General features: G+C 42.9%; 15 protein-coding genes and 1 tRNA gene. 12 read left to right on the top strand and 4 right to left on the bottom strand.

Annotation, left to right across the window (positions count from 1 at the left end):
• Window positions 1-117: 117 nt before the first annotated feature.
• From AAKU61_RS13680 to lon, 5 genes are all read left to right on the top strand, one after another.
• A tRNA-Leu gene (locus tag AAKU61_RS13680) sits at window positions 118-204 on the top strand.
• Between the two features lie 28 nt (window positions 205-232).
• The gene (gene tig / locus AAKU61_RS13685; RefSeq protein ID WP_354333054.1) at window positions 233-1,573 is read left to right on the top strand and encodes a trigger factor; all 1,341 of its coding nucleotides are present in this window, start codon (window positions 233-235) and stop codon (window positions 1,571-1,573) included.
• Window positions 1,574-1,591: 18 nt separating this feature from the next.
• Window positions 1,592-2,218, top strand: coding sequence for an ATP-dependent Clp endopeptidase proteolytic subunit ClpP (clpP, locus tag AAKU61_RS13690; protein ID WP_354333056.1), 627 nt, complete (start codon window positions 1,592-1,594; stop codon window positions 2,216-2,218).
• Window positions 2,219-2,434: 216 nt separating this feature from the next.
• Window positions 2,435-3,706: an ATP-dependent Clp protease ATP-binding subunit ClpX gene (gene clpX, locus AAKU61_RS13695; RefSeq protein ID WP_354333058.1), complete on the top strand. Its 1,272-nt coding sequence runs from the start codon at window positions 2,435-2,437 to the stop codon at window positions 3,704-3,706.
• Window positions 3,707-3,914: 208 nt separating this feature from the next.
• Window positions 3,915-6,329, top strand: a complete 2,415-nt coding sequence (gene lon, locus AAKU61_RS13700) for an endopeptidase La (RefSeq protein WP_354333060.1) — start codon at window positions 3,915-3,917, stop codon at window positions 6,327-6,329.
• 393 nt (window positions 6,330-6,722) lie between these two features.
• Here lon and lexA read toward each other — a convergent pair whose 3' ends face one another.
• Window positions 6,723-7,397 carry a transcriptional repressor LexA gene (gene lexA, locus AAKU61_RS13705; protein WP_354333062.1) on the bottom strand — a complete coding sequence of 225 codons (675 nt, stop codon included), beginning with the start codon at window positions 7,395-7,397 and terminating at the stop codon, window positions 6,723-6,725.
• Between the two features lie 265 nt (window positions 7,398-7,662).
• Here lexA and rpsF point away from each other — a divergent pair, with 265 nt between their 5' ends.
• The 7 genes from rpsF to AAKU61_RS13740 all read left to right on the top strand — a co-directional run bounded on the left by rpsF (window position 7,663) and on the right by AAKU61_RS13740 (window position 12,658).
• Complete coding sequence (gene rpsF / locus AAKU61_RS13710; RefSeq protein WP_322118558.1) at window positions 7,663-8,031, top strand: 30S ribosomal protein S6; 369 nt, start codon at window positions 7,663-7,665, stop codon at window positions 8,029-8,031.
• A gap of 30 nt (window positions 8,032-8,061) precedes the next feature.
• A complete protein-coding gene (gene priB / locus AAKU61_RS13715) occupies window positions 8,062-8,361 on the top strand; it encodes a primosomal replication protein N (RefSeq protein WP_323492379.1) in 300 nt (99 codons plus the stop codon).
• Between the two features lie 9 nt (window positions 8,362-8,370).
• On the top strand, window positions 8,371-8,655 hold the full coding sequence (rpsR, locus tag AAKU61_RS13720) for a 30S ribosomal protein S18 (protein WP_322118560.1): 285 nt from the start codon (window positions 8,371-8,373) through the stop codon (window positions 8,653-8,655).
• A 27-nt stretch (window positions 8,656-8,682) separates the two neighbouring features.
• Entirely contained in the window at window positions 8,683-9,135 is a 453-nt protein-coding gene (gene rplI / locus AAKU61_RS13725) for a 50S ribosomal protein L9 (protein ID WP_322118561.1), read from the top strand.
• Between the two features lie 264 nt (window positions 9,136-9,399).
• Window positions 9,400-10,788, top strand: a complete 1,389-nt coding sequence (locus AAKU61_RS13730; protein WP_322118562.1) for a replicative DNA helicase — start codon at window positions 9,400-9,402, stop codon at window positions 10,786-10,788.
• A gap of 90 nt (window positions 10,789-10,878) precedes the next feature.
• Window positions 10,879-11,505, top strand: a complete 627-nt coding sequence (locus AAKU61_RS13735; protein WP_322118563.1) for a DUF47 domain-containing protein — start codon at window positions 10,879-10,881, stop codon at window positions 11,503-11,505.
• Window positions 11,506-11,647: 142 nt separating this feature from the next.
• Entirely contained in the window at window positions 11,648-12,658 is a 1,011-nt protein-coding gene (locus AAKU61_RS13740) for an inorganic phosphate transporter (protein ID WP_322118564.1), read from the top strand.
• 160 nt (window positions 12,659-12,818) lie between these two features.
• Here the strand turns inward: AAKU61_RS13740 and AAKU61_RS13745 are convergent, their stop codons facing one another.
• The 3 genes from AAKU61_RS13745 to AAKU61_RS13755 form a co-directional block, all read right to left on the bottom strand.
• Window positions 12,819-13,574, bottom strand: coding sequence for a LytR/AlgR family response regulator transcription factor (locus tag AAKU61_RS13745; RefSeq protein ID WP_354333066.1), 756 nt, complete (start codon window positions 13,572-13,574; stop codon window positions 12,819-12,821).
• A gap of 28 nt (window positions 13,575-13,602) precedes the next feature.
• Entirely contained in the window at window positions 13,603-14,940 is a 1,338-nt protein-coding gene (locus tag AAKU61_RS13750; protein ID WP_354333068.1) for a sensor histidine kinase, read from the bottom strand.
• A gap of 334 nt (window positions 14,941-15,274) precedes the next feature.
• Window positions 15,275-15,459 (bottom strand): hypothetical protein (locus tag AAKU61_RS13755; RefSeq protein WP_354333070.1); only part of this gene is annotated, 185 nt, incomplete at its 5' end.

Consider the following 15,459-nt stretch of genomic DNA (forward strand, 5'->3'; position numbering starts at 1 on the left):
AGTAGAATATGCGGCTGGAGTTGAAATGCCACATGCAACAGTTTTGGGCGACACTTGAATTTTGGGTCGCCCTTTGCTTTTGTGCCAGTTTTTAATTTTGGCAAGTGTTCTCATCCCGCGAGGATGGCGAAATTGGTAGACGCACCAGGTTTAGGTCCTGACGCCAGTAATGGTGTGGGGGTTCGAGTCCCCCTCCTCGCACCACAGAATTTTTTTTATTTGGACGATTTTCATGGCAACTGCAGTCGAAACTTTAGATAAATTGGAACGCCGCCTTACTATTTCTTTTCCGATCGCCGATGTGCAATCTGAAGTGGAAAAGCGTTTGAAATTGCGCGCACGCACAGCGAAAGCCCCTGGCTTCCGCCCTGGAAAAGTGCCGATGAAAATGGTCGCCGCGCAGCACGGTTATCAAGTCGAAAATGAAGTCTTAAATGATAAAGTTGGCCAGGCATTTAATGCCGCTGCTAACGAGAATAAATTGCGCGTTGCTGGTTATCCACGCATTGAACCAAAATCTGGTGAAGGCGTAGCCGAAGGTAGTTTAGCTTTCGACGCAACTTTTGAAATATATCCAGAAGTTGTAGTTGGTGATTTGTCTTCTGCAGAAGTAGAGCAAGTTAAAGCTGAAGTATCTGAAGCGGAAATTGATAAAACTATCGACATTTTACGCAAGCAACGCGTTCACTTTCATGTCAAAGGTGAACAAGGTGCTCATGGAGACGGTGGCGACTTATCAGCAAAAAATGGTGATCGTGCTACCTTGGACTTCGTCGGTAAAATTGATGGCGTAGAGTTTGCTGGCGGCAAAGCTGAAGATTTTGCTTTTGTTTTGGGTGAGGGTCGTATGTTGCCTGAGTTTGAAGCTGCGACTTTAGGCTTGAGATCTGGTGAAAGCAAAACTTTCCCGCTATCGTTTCCGGCGGATTATCACGGTAAAGATGTAGCTGGTAAAACTGCAGAGTTTACTGTCACTCTGAAAAAATTAGAGTGGGCACATCTTCCTGAGGTTGACGCTGAATTTGCAAAAAGTCTAGGTGTAGACGATGGTGATTTAGTCAAAATGCGCGCTGATATCAAAGAAAATCTTGAACGTGAAGTTAAAGGTCGCGTTAAAGCTAAAACTAAAGATAGTGTAATGGATGCTTTAGTTAAAGCCGTAGAATTTGATGTGCCAAAATCCTTGGTAGAGCAAGACGGTCAACGCTTGGCAGAGATGACTCGTCAAGACATGGCTCAGCGCGGTATGAATGTTGCAGATGTTCCATTCCCACCAGAATTGTTTACGGTGCAAGCGGAACGCCGTGTTCGTTTAGGATTGATATTGGCTGAGTTAGTAAAGGCTAATAATTTGCAAGCAACTGCTGAGCAAATTAAAGCGCAAGTCGAAGATTTCGCTCAGAGCTATGAAGATCCTCAGCAGGTCGTTAAATATTATTTTAGTGACCGTAATCGCTTAGCTGAAGTTGAAGCCCTTGTATTAGAAGAAAACGTCGTTAACTATGTCTTAGGTAAGTCAAAAGTCACTGACAAGGTGTTACCTTTTGACGAATTAATGGGTAACAACGCGTAATAACTAAAGGAAAATCCAATGACAGGCATTATTCGTAGTTCAGCATTAGATACCAACATGCTCGGTATGGTGCCTATGGTCATAGAGCAAAGCGGTCGTGGCGAACGTGCTTACGACATTTACTCTCGCTTGTTAAAAGAGCGTGTGATTTTTTTAGTTGGGCCAGTAAATGATCAAGCTGCAAATTTAATCGTAGCTCAGTTATTGTTTTTGGAAAGTGAAAATCCTGATAAGGATATTTCGCTTTACATTAATTCTCCGGGTGGCTCTGTATCAGCTGGTATGGCGATTTACGATACCATGCAATTTATTAAGCCTGATGTATCTACTTTGTGTACAGGTTTGGCCGCGTCAATGGGTGCATTTTTATTGGCTGCTGGTGCGAAAGGCAAACGTTTCTCACTGCCAAATTCTCGTATTATGATTCACCAACCTTTGGGTGGTGCTCAAGGTCAAGCCTCTGACATAGAAATACAGGCGCGTGAAATTTTGTACCTGCGTGAACGTTTGAATGGAATCCTAGCTGACAAAACTGGTCAGACAGTTGAGCAAATTGCGAAAGATACTGATCGTGACAACTTTATGTCGGCCGAATCTGCTGCTGAATATGGTTTAATCGATAAAGTGTTAACGCATCGCGCCTGATATACTAAAAATATTGAGTAATTAGAAGACGTCCGTGCTTATTAAGTGCGGACGTTTTTTATTGTGCTCTATAATTAAATTGCTAGCGGGTTTTATATTGATTTGTTATCTTCGTATTTTCGTGTCCTTCTTCAATGACATATATCGGATTTACGGTTAATATCAAAATTATTCTCGCTTAATTTTTGCTTAATTCCTGTTAAAGATATACGTACTATGCCTGATAAAAAATCCTCCACTGGCGAAAAGCTTTTATATTGTTCTTTTTGTGGCAAAAGCCAACACGAGGTTAAAAAACTAATTGCAGGTCCGTCTGTTTTCATTTGCGATGAATGCATTGATCTGTGTAACGATATTATTCGTGACGAAGTCAGCAACCTGGAATCCATTTCCAGTGCAAAAACTGATCTGCCAACACCTTTAGAAATTACAGCTTTGCTTGATCAATACGTAATTGGTCAAGTAACAGCAAAACGTATTCTTGCTGTTGCTGTTTATAATCATTACAAGCGCTTAAAGCATCTTGGTAAAAAAGATGATATTGAGCTATCTAAGAGCAATATCCTTTTGGTCGGCCCAACTGGGTCAGGTAAGACCTTACTTGCACAAACCTTAGCACGTATGCTCAATGTGCCGTTTGTAATTGCTGATGCGACAACTTTGACTGAGGCTGGCTATGTAGGTGAAGACGTTGAAAATATTATTCAAAAGCTGCTTCAAAACTGTAACTATGAAGTTGAGCGAGCACAAAAAGGGATCGTCTATATTGATGAAATCGATAAAATATCTCGTAAGTCAGATAATCCCTCAATTACCCGCGATGTCTCTGGAGAAGGCGTACAGCAAGCATTATTGAAATTGATTGAAGGTACTATGGCATCCGTACCACCGCAGGGAGGGCGAAAACATCCTAATCAAGATTTCATTCAGATTGACACAACAAATATTATGTTTATTTGCGGCGGTGCATTTGATGGTTTGGCTAAGATTATTTCTGACCGCTCTGAACGCAGCGGCATAGGATTTTCTGCTAGCGTGAAAAGTCAGGCAGAGAAGAGTGCTAGCCAAGTTATGCAAGATGCAGAACCGCAAGATTTGATTCGTTTTGGTTTGATCCCTGAGCTTGTTGGTCGTTTGCCTGTAATTGCAACTCTCAACGAGCTTGATGAGACGGCATTAATTCAAATCTTGGTCGAGCCGAAGAATGCGCTGATCAAGCAATATTCTAAATTGCTTGAAATGGAGGGTGCTGAGCTTGAAATCAGGCCCGCAGCTTTGCAAGCAATTGCAAAAAAAGCAATCGCACGTAAAACAGGTGCACGAGGCTTAAGATCTATTCTTGAGCACGCGTTGCTAGATGTCATGTATGATTTGCCTAGCGAGCAAAATGTTTCTAAAGTGGTTATTGATGAAAATACTATTACCAATGGCGCAAAACCTTTGCTGATTTACGACGAGCAACCGAAGGTGTCAGGTATAAAATCTTAATCCTTTAAAATTGTGGGTGAATGTCATAATTGATCCACGATATTTGGAATAAGCAGTACAATTAATTACACAATAAAATTGAGCTTCAATCGAAAAGCTACCCGGAGTTTCTCTCTGAGTGGCTTTTTTTATTGTTTTTCGGATGACGGGCTTGAGATTTAGCCTAGTGCGCCAATCTATATACTAGAAATTTTGAATAAGGTGCGCCATGACAACTTCTATAATTACTGAACAAACCGAATTGCCTTTGTTGCCACTGCGCGATGTGGTTGTGTTTCCACACATGGTTATTCCTTTATTTGTGGGGCGTCCAAAGTCCATTAAAGCTTTGGAAGCAGCAATGGAGCAGGGTAAGAGCATCATGTTGGCGGCACAAAAAGCTGCAGCAAAAGATGAGCCATCTGCTGACGATATTTACGAAATCGGCTGCATTGCCAATATTTTACAAATGTTGAAATTGCCAGACGGCACTGTTAAGGTGCTGGTCGAGGGTGCACAGCGTGCACGTATTCACAAGATTACTGAAACAGAGTCTCACTTCACAGCAGAGCTCACTCCTGTTGCGCCGGAAGAGGGTGATGACTCTGAAGTAGAGGCAATGCGCCGTGCAATCGTTCAGCAATTTGATCAATATGTAAAACTGAATAAAAAAATCCCACCTGAAATTTTGGCATCACTTTCAGGAATTGATGATGCGGGTCGGTTGGCCGATACAATTGCTGCACATTTGCCTTTGAAGCTAGAGCAAAAGCAAGTCATTCTGGAAATTTTTAGCGTTGCCAAACGTTTAGAACATTTGCTTGGTCAATTGGAGGGTGAGCTTGACATTCTGCAAGTAGAAAAGCGTATCCGTGGCCGTGTTAAGCGTCAGATGGAAAAATCTCAGCGTGAATACTATTTGAATGAGCAAGTAAAAGCGATTCAAAAAGAACTCGGTGAAGGTGATGAAGGTGCTGACATCGATGAGTTAGAAAAGAAAATTCTGGCAGCAAAGATGCCGAAAGAAGCGCATAACAAAGCGATGAATGAGTTGAAAAAGCTCAAAATGATGTCTCCTATGTCTGCTGAGGCAACTGTTGTTCGCAACTATATAGACACGATCGTTAATTTACCTTGGAAGAAAAAATCTAAGGTAAACAATGACTTAACTAACGCTGAAAAAGTATTGGAAGATGATCATTTTGGTTTAGATAAGGTCAAAGAGCGTATTCTGGAATATCTTGCCGTACAACAGCGCGTTGACAAACTGAAAGCGCCAATATTGTGTTTGGTCGGCCCTCCAGGTGTAGGTAAGACCTCTCTTGGTCAATCTATTGCACGTGCTACTAATCGTAAGTTTGTACGTATGGCGTTGGGCGGTGTTCGTGACGAGGCAGAGATTCGCGGTCATCGACGCACTTATATTGGTTCTATGCCCGGTAAGATATTGCAAAGCTTATCGAAAGTAGGAGTACGTAATCCATTATTTTTACTGGATGAAGTAGATAAAATGGGGGCGGATTTCCGTGGCGACCCGTCTTCTGCGTTGCTTGAGGTGCTAGATCCTGAACAAAACCATACTTTTTCTGATCATTACATCGAAGTTGATTTCGATTTATCAGATGTTATGTTTGTAGCGACCTCTAATTCATACAACATTCCGCCAGCTTTGTTGGATCGTATGGAGGTTATTCGTTTGTCGGGTTATACCGAAGACGAAAAAGCTAGCATTGCCCAGCGTTACTTACTTCCTAAACAAATTAAAAATAATGGTTTGAAGGATGGTGAAATCAGTGTTGCTGAAAGTGCTATTCGAGACATTATTCGTTATTACACTAGAGAAGCAGGGGTACGTTCCTTAGAGCGTGAGTTATCAAAAATTTGTCGCAAAGTCGTTAAGATGCTCTTACTTAAAAAGAGTGAGAAGAAAGCAACGATTACATCAAAAAATCTGGATAAGTTTTTGGGTGTTCGTCGTTACGATTTTGGTGTGGCGGTCAAAGATAACCAGGTTGGACAAGTCGTTGGTCTTGCGTGGACTGAAGTCGGCGGCGATTTATTGACAATTGAAGCAGTTGCAATGCCTGGTAAGGGTGGCGTGATACGTACCGGTACTTTAGGTGATGTGATGAAGGAGTCGATTGAAGCTGCTCGCACTGTAGTTCGCAGTCGTGCGAAGCGCTTGGGTATTAAGCCAGATGTGTTTGAAAAAAGTGATATTCATATTCACGTTCCAGAGGGGGCAACGCCAAAAGATGGTCCTTCCGCTGGTATTGCTATGACGACAGCTCTGGTATCTGTTTTTACCGGGATACCGGTACGTGCAGATGTAGCGATGACTGGTGAGATTACCTTGCGTGGTGAAGTATTGCCTATCGGTGGTCTAAAAGAGAAATTATTGGCAGCGCATCGAGGCGGAATTAAGACGGTTTTAATTCCTGAAGAGAATGCTAAAGATTTAACTGAGATTCCTGATAACGTCAAAAATAAGCTGGAGATCATTCCAGTGCGTTGGATAGATAAAGTGTTAGAAATTGCTTTAGAGCGTCAGCCAGTTGCTTTGACTGATGAAGAAGTTTTAGTAGCTGCTACGGCCACTAAAGTTGAAGGTGGCGTCGATGTTGGTGGTGTTGTAAAGCATTGAGCCTGATCTGAAATTTGGTTTTCATCAGATAGTTTTCTCTGATTAAAACTGAAGAAAGTAAAATGGTCACTAGTTATCTAGCGGCCATTTTTTTCATAATCGATTTTCTGGGTTATCTAATTTATAAATTATTACCAAAATAGTAAATTAAATTGACCGACAATTTAACTTTTGTCGAGACGATGAAAGTAGGCTCGATAAACATGAAATTTTATTCATTTAATCGGAGTACGTTCATACTATGGGTGAGTATATTTTAATTGTCCATGCAATAATTGAGTAAAATCATGTTTTTCAAAAAGATTGTGGGGAGTATATTGATTGAGTTGGGACGTGACAGATGAAATTTTTTATTTTATTTACTGATACTGCCAATACCTAGTAATACATAACTTAAGTCCAGGCTCTGACCAGCCCAACGGCTAAACCTTCAAGTGAAAAGTCTTCGTCAAGTTCATTAATCTTGATATTGGGATAATCAGGATTTTCTGCTAATAGCTCGATCATATTCCCTGATTTTTTATAGCGTTTAACCGTAACATCATCCCCCATACGGGCAATCACGATTTGTCCATTTTTTGCTTCGTTAGATTTTTTTACTGCAAGCAAATCACCATCAAAAATACCGGCGTCACGCATAGACATACCACGCACTTTGAGCAGGTAGTCTGGAATAGCTGAAAATAAGGCTGGATCAACTTGATAGGTTGTGTCCACATGCTCTTGCGCAAGAATGGGAGATCCTGCCGCTACTCTGCCAACTAGCGGCAAACTAAGTTGCATTAGTGATGGATGGGGTAGCGCTAATTGAGCAATATAGTTAGGCCTAGCCTTGGTGCTTCCATTGCTTAGTATGGAATCAAGCAATCGTATGCCGCGTGAGGTACCCGGAGCAATTTCAATAACTCCTTTGCGCGCTAGTGCTTGCAAATGCTCTTCCGCTGCATTGGTGGAGCGAAAACCTAATTCATTTGCAATTTCTGCTCTTGTTGGCGGAAATCCAGTATTTTGGATCGCGTCCTTAATTAAATTTAAAATCTGTTCTTGGCGAGCGGTGAGTTTTAGCATGATCGAATTCCAATCGTGTAGTTGTGAGACTGGGTTTATATGCAGCCTGTATTTTTGTACAGTATAAACCTAAAATCTTTTTCATCTCAAAATTTTTTTAAGTCCTCTCAATGGGTGTGTTGCACATAAATTGGTAGCAGTAAATGTAATAAGCTATTGAAACTATTGAGTAAATTATCAAAGTGCAGTATAGTTGTGGGCTTTCCTCTTCCCGCACTCGTCTTGACGCCGAGGCGGGCTATTAAATTGTCCACAAGGAGAATATATGCGTCATTATGAAATCGTATTTATCGTACATCCGGATCAAAGCGAGCAAGTGCCTGCAATGATCGAGCGTTACAAAGCCACAGTTGTTGCACGTAGTGGTCAAGTACACCGTATTGAAGATTGGGGCCGTCGTCAATTGGCATACATGATTCAAAAACTGGCAAAAGCACATTATGTTTGCATGAACATTGAGTGCGATGCTGAGACTCTGATTGAGTTGGAAACCGCATTCAAATTCAATGATGCAGTTCTGCGCCACCTCACAGTCAAAATGAAGAAAGCTGAAACAGCGCCATCTCCAATGATGAAATCTGTTCAGAAAGAAGATGCTGCTAAAACGCAACGCGTAGAAGCGCCAGCAGCATAATTGACACGTTAGAGGACGCTACATAAATCAGTGAATCAGCTTAAAGTCGTTGCCAGCATTGTAGAAAAATCGGCGCTGCGTTTTACACCAGCCGGAATTCCGATAGCCTCTGCGGTACTGATACATAGCTCTAAGCAAACGCAAGCAAATGCCCAACGTGTAGTCGACTTTGAAATCAATGCGCTAGCCGCAGGAGAAATTTCAAAGCGATTTATGGAAATAGAGTTAGGTGTTGTAATGCAATTCACAGGTTTTTTGTCGCGCAAGAACCGTAACAGCAAAAGTCTCGTATTTCACATTACTGAATTCGAGACAAATTTACTAGATTAGGAGCCACAAATGGCATTCGGTAAAAAATTTGACAAAAGCAAACTGAAAAATAAGCGCCCACAACAAAATCCATTGTTCAAGCGTAAAAAATTCTGCCGCTTTACAGCCGCACATGTAGCGCAAGTTGACTACAAAGACGTCGATACATTGAAAGATTTCGTGCAAGAAAACGGCAAAATCATGCCAGCACGTTTGACAGGTACTAAAGCTTTGTACCAACGTCAAGTCGACACAGCGATCAAACGCGCACGCTACTTAGCGTTGCTGCCGTACACTGATTTGCACACAGCGTAATTGACGACAAGGTACTAGGAGAAAAATATGCAAGTTATTCTGATTGATAAAGTCGTTAATCTCGGCAATCTGGGCGATGTAGTTAAAGTTAAAGACGGTTACGCACGTAACTTCTTGATCCCACAACGTATGGCTCGCCGTGCTACAACTTCAGCGATTGCTGAATTCGAAGCAAAACGCGCAGAGTTGGAAAAAGCAGCAGCAGCACGTTTGGCTGCAGCACAAGCTCAAGGCGAAAAATTGTCTGGTTTGACTGTACAAATCTCGCAAAAGTCTGGTGTTGATGGTCGTTTGTTTGGTTCCGTAACCAACTTCGACATCGCTGAAGCATTGACCAAGCAAGGTTTTGCTGTTGAAAAAGCGCAGATTCGTTTGCCACAAGGTCCGTTGAAGATCGTTGGCGATCATTCTGTTGCCGTTGCTTTGCACACAGACGTAGTTGTTGATGTGACCGTTGCTATCTTGGGCGAGCACGCTTAAGTTTTAGTCGCATAGTATTTAAAAAAGCCGGGTTCGCCCGGCTTTTTAACGTTTACGTCGCTAAGATTGAGCGATCAATTAGTCTTGGCAGTCAGGTATTGATTTAATTAATTTGGTATTTTAAAGCTTGCAGCATAAATGGTATTTACTATTTTTTAATAGCGGCTGTGCCTGTTATCTTAGTAATAAATGGTCAGATTTATGTATTTCATTAAGGCATGTTCTGTTGATTTCGATATTGAATAAAAAGGTATAATGCGCGCCATGAAAGCACCTTCCGATCCGCAATTAGATTCCATTCGAGTCCCACCACATTCCATCGAAGCCGAGCAATCTGTTTTGGGTGGCTTACTATTAGATAATGCTGCGTGGGATAGAATCGCCGACTTTATCCGCGAGGATGATTTTTACCGATATGACCATAGGATTATTTTTCAGGCAATTGTTAAGCTGATTAACGCGACTAAGCCAGCCGACGTTATTACCGTTTACGAGGCACTGACTGGCCTGAATAAAGCAGACGACGCTGGTGGTTTGACGTATTTAAATGCGCTGGCACAAAATACCCCCTCCGCCGCAAATATTCGTCGTTATGCCGAAATTGTGCGTGACCGAGGTGTCTTGCGCAAATTGATTTCAGTATCTGACGAAATCGCTGGTAATGCCTTTAATCCGCAAGGCAAAGAAGTAAAGCAAATGCTGGATGAGGCAGAGTCAAAAATCTTTGCGATCGCGGAGGAGGGCTCCCGTGGCGCTCAAGGCTTCACTGCTATTCAACCTTTGCTGACACAAGTGGTTGAGCGAATTGATGAGTTGTATAACCGCGATCACACTAGTGACATCACCGGCGTGCCAACGGGCTTTACGGATCTGGATCGAATGACTTCCGGTTTGCAACCCGGCGATTTGATCATTGTTGCAGGTCGCCCATCAATGGGTAAAACGGCGTTCTCGATCAATATCGGTGAAAACGTCGCAATTGAAAGTGGTTTGCCAGTAGCTGTATTTTCGATGGAAATGGGTGGGGCTCAATTAGCCATGCGTATGCTTGGCTCGGTTGGTCGCTTGGATCAGCATCGATTGCGTACAGGTAGATTGGTGGATGAAGATTGGCCGCGCCTGACCCATGCGATTCAAAAAATGAACGACGCGCAGTTATATATTGATGAGACGCCTGCGCTGAGTTCAATTGAATTGCGCGCTCGCTCGCGTCGTTTATCACGTCAATGTGGCAAATTGGGGTTAATTATCATCGATTACTTGCAACTGATGTCAGGTAACACTGCAGGTGAAAACCGTGCTACAGAAATATCCGAAATTTCCCGCAGCTTAAAAGGTTTAGCAAAAGAGTTGCAGTGCCCAGTAATCGCACTCTCTCAGCTCAATCGTTCGTTGGAGCAAAGGCCGAATAAACGTCCGGTAATGTCCGATTTGCGAGAGTCTGGCGCGATTGAGCAAGATGCTGACGTCATTCTATTTATCTACCGTGATCAGGTTTATAACCCGGACTCTCCAGATAAAGGTACCGCCGAAATCATTATTGGTAAGCAGCGAAATGGTCCTATTGGTAGCGTTCGTTTAACCTTTTTGGGTGAATACACCAAGTTCGATAATTACACAGGCTCACTGTCTATTTACGGTGACAACGAATAGTCGTACGACTATTTAGCAGTATCCAGATTAATCAGATGCTTCTTTTTGATCTGGAGCGATTTCAGTATTTTTACTTCTAGCGAGAACAATATGTTTGGACGATTGATGCCCACTGAGGGTAAATTTTTTGAGCTCTTTAACCAGCATGCAGAATTATGCGTTAAAGGTGCCAAAGAAATGGTCGCCTTGATGACCAATTTTGATGACCTTGAGCACCGTGTACATGCAATTGAAGGCATAGAAAAACAGGCCGATACAGTTACCTACAACACGATTGAGTTATTACACAAAACCTTTATCACACCCTTGGATCGTGACGATATTCATCAGCTGATTACCCGCATGGATGATATTTTGGATTTGCTGGAGGATGCTGGGCAAACAATCTCTTTGTACGATGTTCGTGAGATTACGCCAGAGGCTAAACGTTTGGCTGAGTTATGTCTGGCCTGCGCAGAAAAGGTAAAGGCTGCGGTCGGACTCTTAAATAACATGAAAAACTCCCGCGAGATTTTGTTGATCTGTGAAGAGATTGATCGCTTAGAATCCGATGCAGATCACGTTATGCGTGCCGCGATGTCTAAATTATTTCGCGATGAACCGGATGTCCGTAATCTGATTAAATTGAAAGCGATTTATGAGATTCTGGAAACCGTGACAGATCGTTGCGAAGACGTCGCCAATATTATTGAAGGCATTATTGTCGAAAACGCGTAACGATGAAACTGGCAAGACATTGCTCTGCTAGTTCAGATGCTACAAGTATGTGTATCGGCAGTATCTAAGCATTTAACTTGCCTGTCGTTTTATTTAGTATTAACTCTCAGCTCTGAGAGTGCTTAAAAGAGAAGTGATTCCCATGCAAACCTTCCATATGAGCCTGTATCTCATCATATTTCTGGTGGTGCTAGCTCTGTTATTTGATTTTATGAATGGCTTTCATGATGCAGCGAATGCTATTGCTACCGTTGTTTCTACCGGCGTATTAAAGCCTCAGCAAGCTGTCGCGATGGCGGCATTTTTTAATGTGCTCGCCATTGTAGTTTTTCCATTGACTGTTGCAACCACGATCGGTAAAGGTACGATCGATCCCAGTGTAGTTGATCACTATGTGATTTTTGGCGCATTAGTCGGGGCGATTTTTTGGAATTTTGTGACCTGGTATTTTGGTATTCCATCGTCGTCATCGCATGCATTAATTGGTGGTATGGTTGGTGCGGCGGTAGCTAAAGCAGGCACTGGCGCATTGATTTCTGCTGGCTTGATCAAGACGATCGTATTTATCGTTGTGTCGCCTCTGTTGGGGTTTTTCCTTGGTTCTTTAATGATGTTATTGGTGTCATGGTTGTTCGTTAAATCGACGCCGATGAAGGTTGATAAATGGTTTCGTCGTTTGCAGCTTTTATCCGCTTCCATGTTTAGCCTGGGACATGGCGGTAACGACGCTCAAAAAACCATGGGTATCATCTGGATGTTGCTGATCTCTGCCGGTTATTCTGCACAAGCAGATACTTCGCCACCGCTCTGGGTGATTATCTGTTGTTATACCGCGATCGGTATGGGGACTTTGTTTGGCGGATGGCGCATTGTTAAAACTATGGGACAAAAAATTACAAAGTTAAAACCTGTAGGCGGTTTTTGTGCAGAGACAGCAGGCGCTGCGACCTTATTTTTTGCCACCGCCATGGGCATTCCTGTCTCCACAACACACACTGTTACTGGCGCGATTGTGGGCGTGGGTTCTGCCCAAAAGATGTCTGCAGTGCGTTGGGGTGTTGCTAGTAATATTGTCTGGGCCTGGATTTTGACTATACCTGCCTCTGCCTTTGTCGCCGCGATTGCATGGTGGGTCGGACGGCACATATTATAAATACTCCCCCTGTTTTTTGGTAAATATGCCTTATCGTCCATATTTCCTCTGGACGATTTAATATACATAGGGGCAGTATATTAAAAAGCCTGATAAACATCATGTTTATCAGGCTTTTTTCAACTGCTTACTGTGTGCTGATCTGATCGCCGCTATTCGCTTACATTTGTTTAAACAGATGCACAAAGCTACGACTGACTTCCAGCTTCTCTGTTAGTCCTTTGACTTGCACTAGATGCCGTCCCCGCATGTCGCGCACTACGCCAGAAATCGCTTTGGCATTGACCAGCGTTGCCCGATGAATTTGCCAAAACAGGGCAGGGTCCAGCTCTTCCGCCAGATCGCGCACGGGCTTCCGGATCAATGCCTCGTAGCTTACTGTTTGTACCCGGGTGTATTTTTCATCTGATTGAAAAAACAAAATTTCTTCGACCGGGATCAAACGTAATTCTTGTCCAATAGATGCTTGTATCCATTGCAAATAACTCTGTTTGCCGATTCCCATCTGCTTGGCTAATTGTGCCAGCATATTACTCATATCATTAGGCTCGGCTTGGCTATGTAGTCGCGCTTTTAACCTCTCTACGGTGCGTGTCAGCCGCTCTACATCTGCTGGCTTCAGCACATAATCGACTGCGCCATGATCAAACGCCTCTATCGCATATTGATCATAGGCAGTGATAAATACGATATGCGCTTTGTTGCCAATTTCTTTAGCAGCTTCTAAGCCTGTTTTGGCAGGCATGCGAATATCGAGAAAGGCAAAGTCAGGCTGTAATGTTTCGACTAACTGCACAGCTTCTTCGCCATTTTTGGCTTCATCGAGAATCTGCAATTCTGGCCAGACTTGTTCCAGGCGTGACCTTAACTGGTCGCGCATCAGTCTTTCATCATCGGCGATTATGGCGGTTGGCATATCGGTTGGCATAGTTCGTCAATTCCGTTTAGTTGGCTAACTCATAAGGGATTTCTATAGTAACGCAAACGCCTGTAGGTTGATTAGGTGTAATGATCATTTGCCCTTTTTCTTTGTAAATAAGTTTCAGACGCTCACGAATATTTTGCAAACCTAAGCCAGTGCCGTTACTCGGCATTGCACCAAAGCCCAATCCGTTATCTGATACCGATACCCGCAATTTGTTGTGTGCTACTTCTGCATGGAAGCGAATCGTGCCACCTTCGGCTTTTACCTCTAATCCATGCTTAATCGCATTCTCAACCAGCGACTGCAACATCATCGGCGGGAAAGAGGCACTGCGCAATCCTTCTGGCATGATGAAGTCAACCTCTAATCGTTCTTCCATTCGCATTTTTAATAGATCCAGATAAGACCTGACCATATCCGCCTCGCGTCCCAAATTGGTTGTAGCGGCGTTTTCGCGCATTTGTGGCAAGACGGCGCGCAGGTAAGAGATCAAGCTGCGTTGCATCGCTGCTGCGCGAGGCGGGTCGGTTTCAATCAAATATTCTACCGATGCCAGCGTGTTAAATAAGAAGTGCGGTTCGACTTGCGCTTGCATCATTTGCATCTGTGCCTCGCTGACCTGACGCAGCAATGATTCACGCTCAGCAGAGGCATTGGCTTGTTTGGCCTTTTCTTCCGCTCGGACTTTCCCACCCATTAACGCTTTCATACCGAGCAGGCCGAAAATCAATAACATCACAAAGTTGATAAACCATTTGGATGATTTTTTCTGGTAACTCTTTACCTCTTCATCAGCAGCGTCGGCAACGGCATCTTCAATATCATTGCTGATTTCCTGTGCAACCTCTGGAGGGAGCTTGATATGGATATCATCTTGCCCATTTTTACTGATGACTGGTGTTACAGGTGCAGCAGGCGCAACGGCTGAGGCAGCAGAGGCGGCACTTTCTGCTGGTGCGACCGGCGCAGCAGGTTCTGTTGGTGTGCTGCTATTGCCGTTTAAAACGCGAATGCCATTCTCATCGATCTCAATTTGTTTGCCGTCACCATCGGTTTTGTTTTTGCGGATATGGATACCAGTTCCATCAATCTCAATATTGGTATCGCCGTCGCTAATTGCTTTGGATTTACTCGCTTTTTTCGCTGCTTTTTTCTTCGTGACGACAACACTCTCTTCAGAACTAAAAAGATTATCTTGAAGGATCGCACCCGCGATCATTGTGACGATGGCGAATAAGAAAAACTTCCACCAGGATAATTGCGTTACCCAAGCGGCAGTTTTGTCAAAAGCCTTGCTGAGCCAGCGTAAAAAACTAGTAGCAAGCTCTTTACTTGTTTGAAGTGTGTTCGGGTTCATGATGAATTTCTCTCTAAGTTATCTTATTTCTACTAACTGATATTGGCTGATTAGCTTGGTAGCAAAGATAATGTTTTATATGGCATGTTGTGACTTTAGAGAAATGCTGGAGCGATCGCTACAGGCTTGCGACAGTCTGCAAATAAACTGGGACAGAATCAGTAAAAGCGAGCTTAGTGTGCAGGAGCAATAGTATGTTTTTCAAGATATAGCGAAAAAATGATGTCTTACCTGCTATGAAGATTGTTGATGAAGCTCATTGCTGTTCGTGATCATAAGAGTGATTTAAGTTTTTATTTAGATAATAAAAGTAATGAGCAGCATTTTAAAATGATCATGATGGTCGGTAAAAATCAATGAGGTAATTGAATAAGTAATTAAATAAGTAATTAAATAAGTAATTAAATAAGTAATTAAATAAGTATTGAGCTTCTTGCAAAATACCCAAACCAGTAAAGTCGAGCATGGGTGTGGCCACTGTTGCGATTGGTTTTCTTGTTTGAAGCGGCACATGTGACA

Origin of the sequence: Undibacterium sp. GrIS 1.2 (genome assembly GCF_040544435.1) — a bacterium.
Taxonomy (GTDB): Bacteria; Pseudomonadota; Gammaproteobacteria; order Burkholderiales; family Burkholderiaceae_D; genus Undibacterium.

What these genes read in the sequence shown, in the direction of transcription:
- clpX (WP_354333058.1), top strand. Translation starts at nt 2,435, where the DNA reads ATGCCTGATAAAAAATCCTCCACTGGCGAAAAGCTTTTATATTGTTCT.
- rpsF (WP_322118558.1), top strand. Translation starts at nt 7,663, where the DNA reads ATGCGTCATTATGAAATCGTATTTATCGTACATCCGGATCAAAGCGAG.
- AAKU61_RS13745 (WP_354333066.1), bottom strand. Translation starts at nt 13,574, where the DNA reads ATGCCAACCGCCATAATCGCCGATGATGAAAGACTGATGCGCGACCAG.
- AAKU61_RS13735 (WP_322118563.1), top strand. Translation starts at nt 10,879, where the DNA reads ATGTTTGGACGATTGATGCCCACTGAGGGTAAATTTTTTGAGCTCTTT.
- lexA (WP_354333062.1), bottom strand. Translation starts at nt 7,397, where the DNA reads ATGCTAAAACTCACCGCTCGCCAAGAACAGATTTTAAATTTAATTAAG.
- lon (WP_354333060.1), top strand. Translation starts at nt 3,915, where the DNA reads ATGACAACTTCTATAATTACTGAACAAACCGAATTGCCTTTGTTGCCA.
- AAKU61_RS13740 (WP_322118564.1), top strand. Translation starts at nt 11,648, where the DNA reads ATGCAAACCTTCCATATGAGCCTGTATCTCATCATATTTCTGGTGGTG.
- tig (WP_354333054.1), top strand. Translation starts at nt 233, where the DNA reads ATGGCAACTGCAGTCGAAACTTTAGATAAATTGGAACGCCGCCTTACT.
- rplI (WP_322118561.1), top strand. Translation starts at nt 8,683, where the DNA reads ATGCAAGTTATTCTGATTGATAAAGTCGTTAATCTCGGCAATCTGGGC.
- AAKU61_RS13730 (WP_322118562.1), top strand. Translation starts at nt 9,400, where the DNA reads ATGAAAGCACCTTCCGATCCGCAATTAGATTCCATTCGAGTCCCACCA.
- AAKU61_RS13750 (WP_354333068.1), bottom strand. Translation starts at nt 14,940, where the DNA reads ATGAACCCGAACACACTTCAAACAAGTAAAGAGCTTGCTACTAGTTTT.
- clpP (WP_354333056.1), top strand. Translation starts at nt 1,592, where the DNA reads ATGACAGGCATTATTCGTAGTTCAGCATTAGATACCAACATGCTCGGT.
- rpsR (WP_322118560.1), top strand. Translation starts at nt 8,371, where the DNA reads ATGGCATTCGGTAAAAAATTTGACAAAAGCAAACTGAAAAATAAGCGC.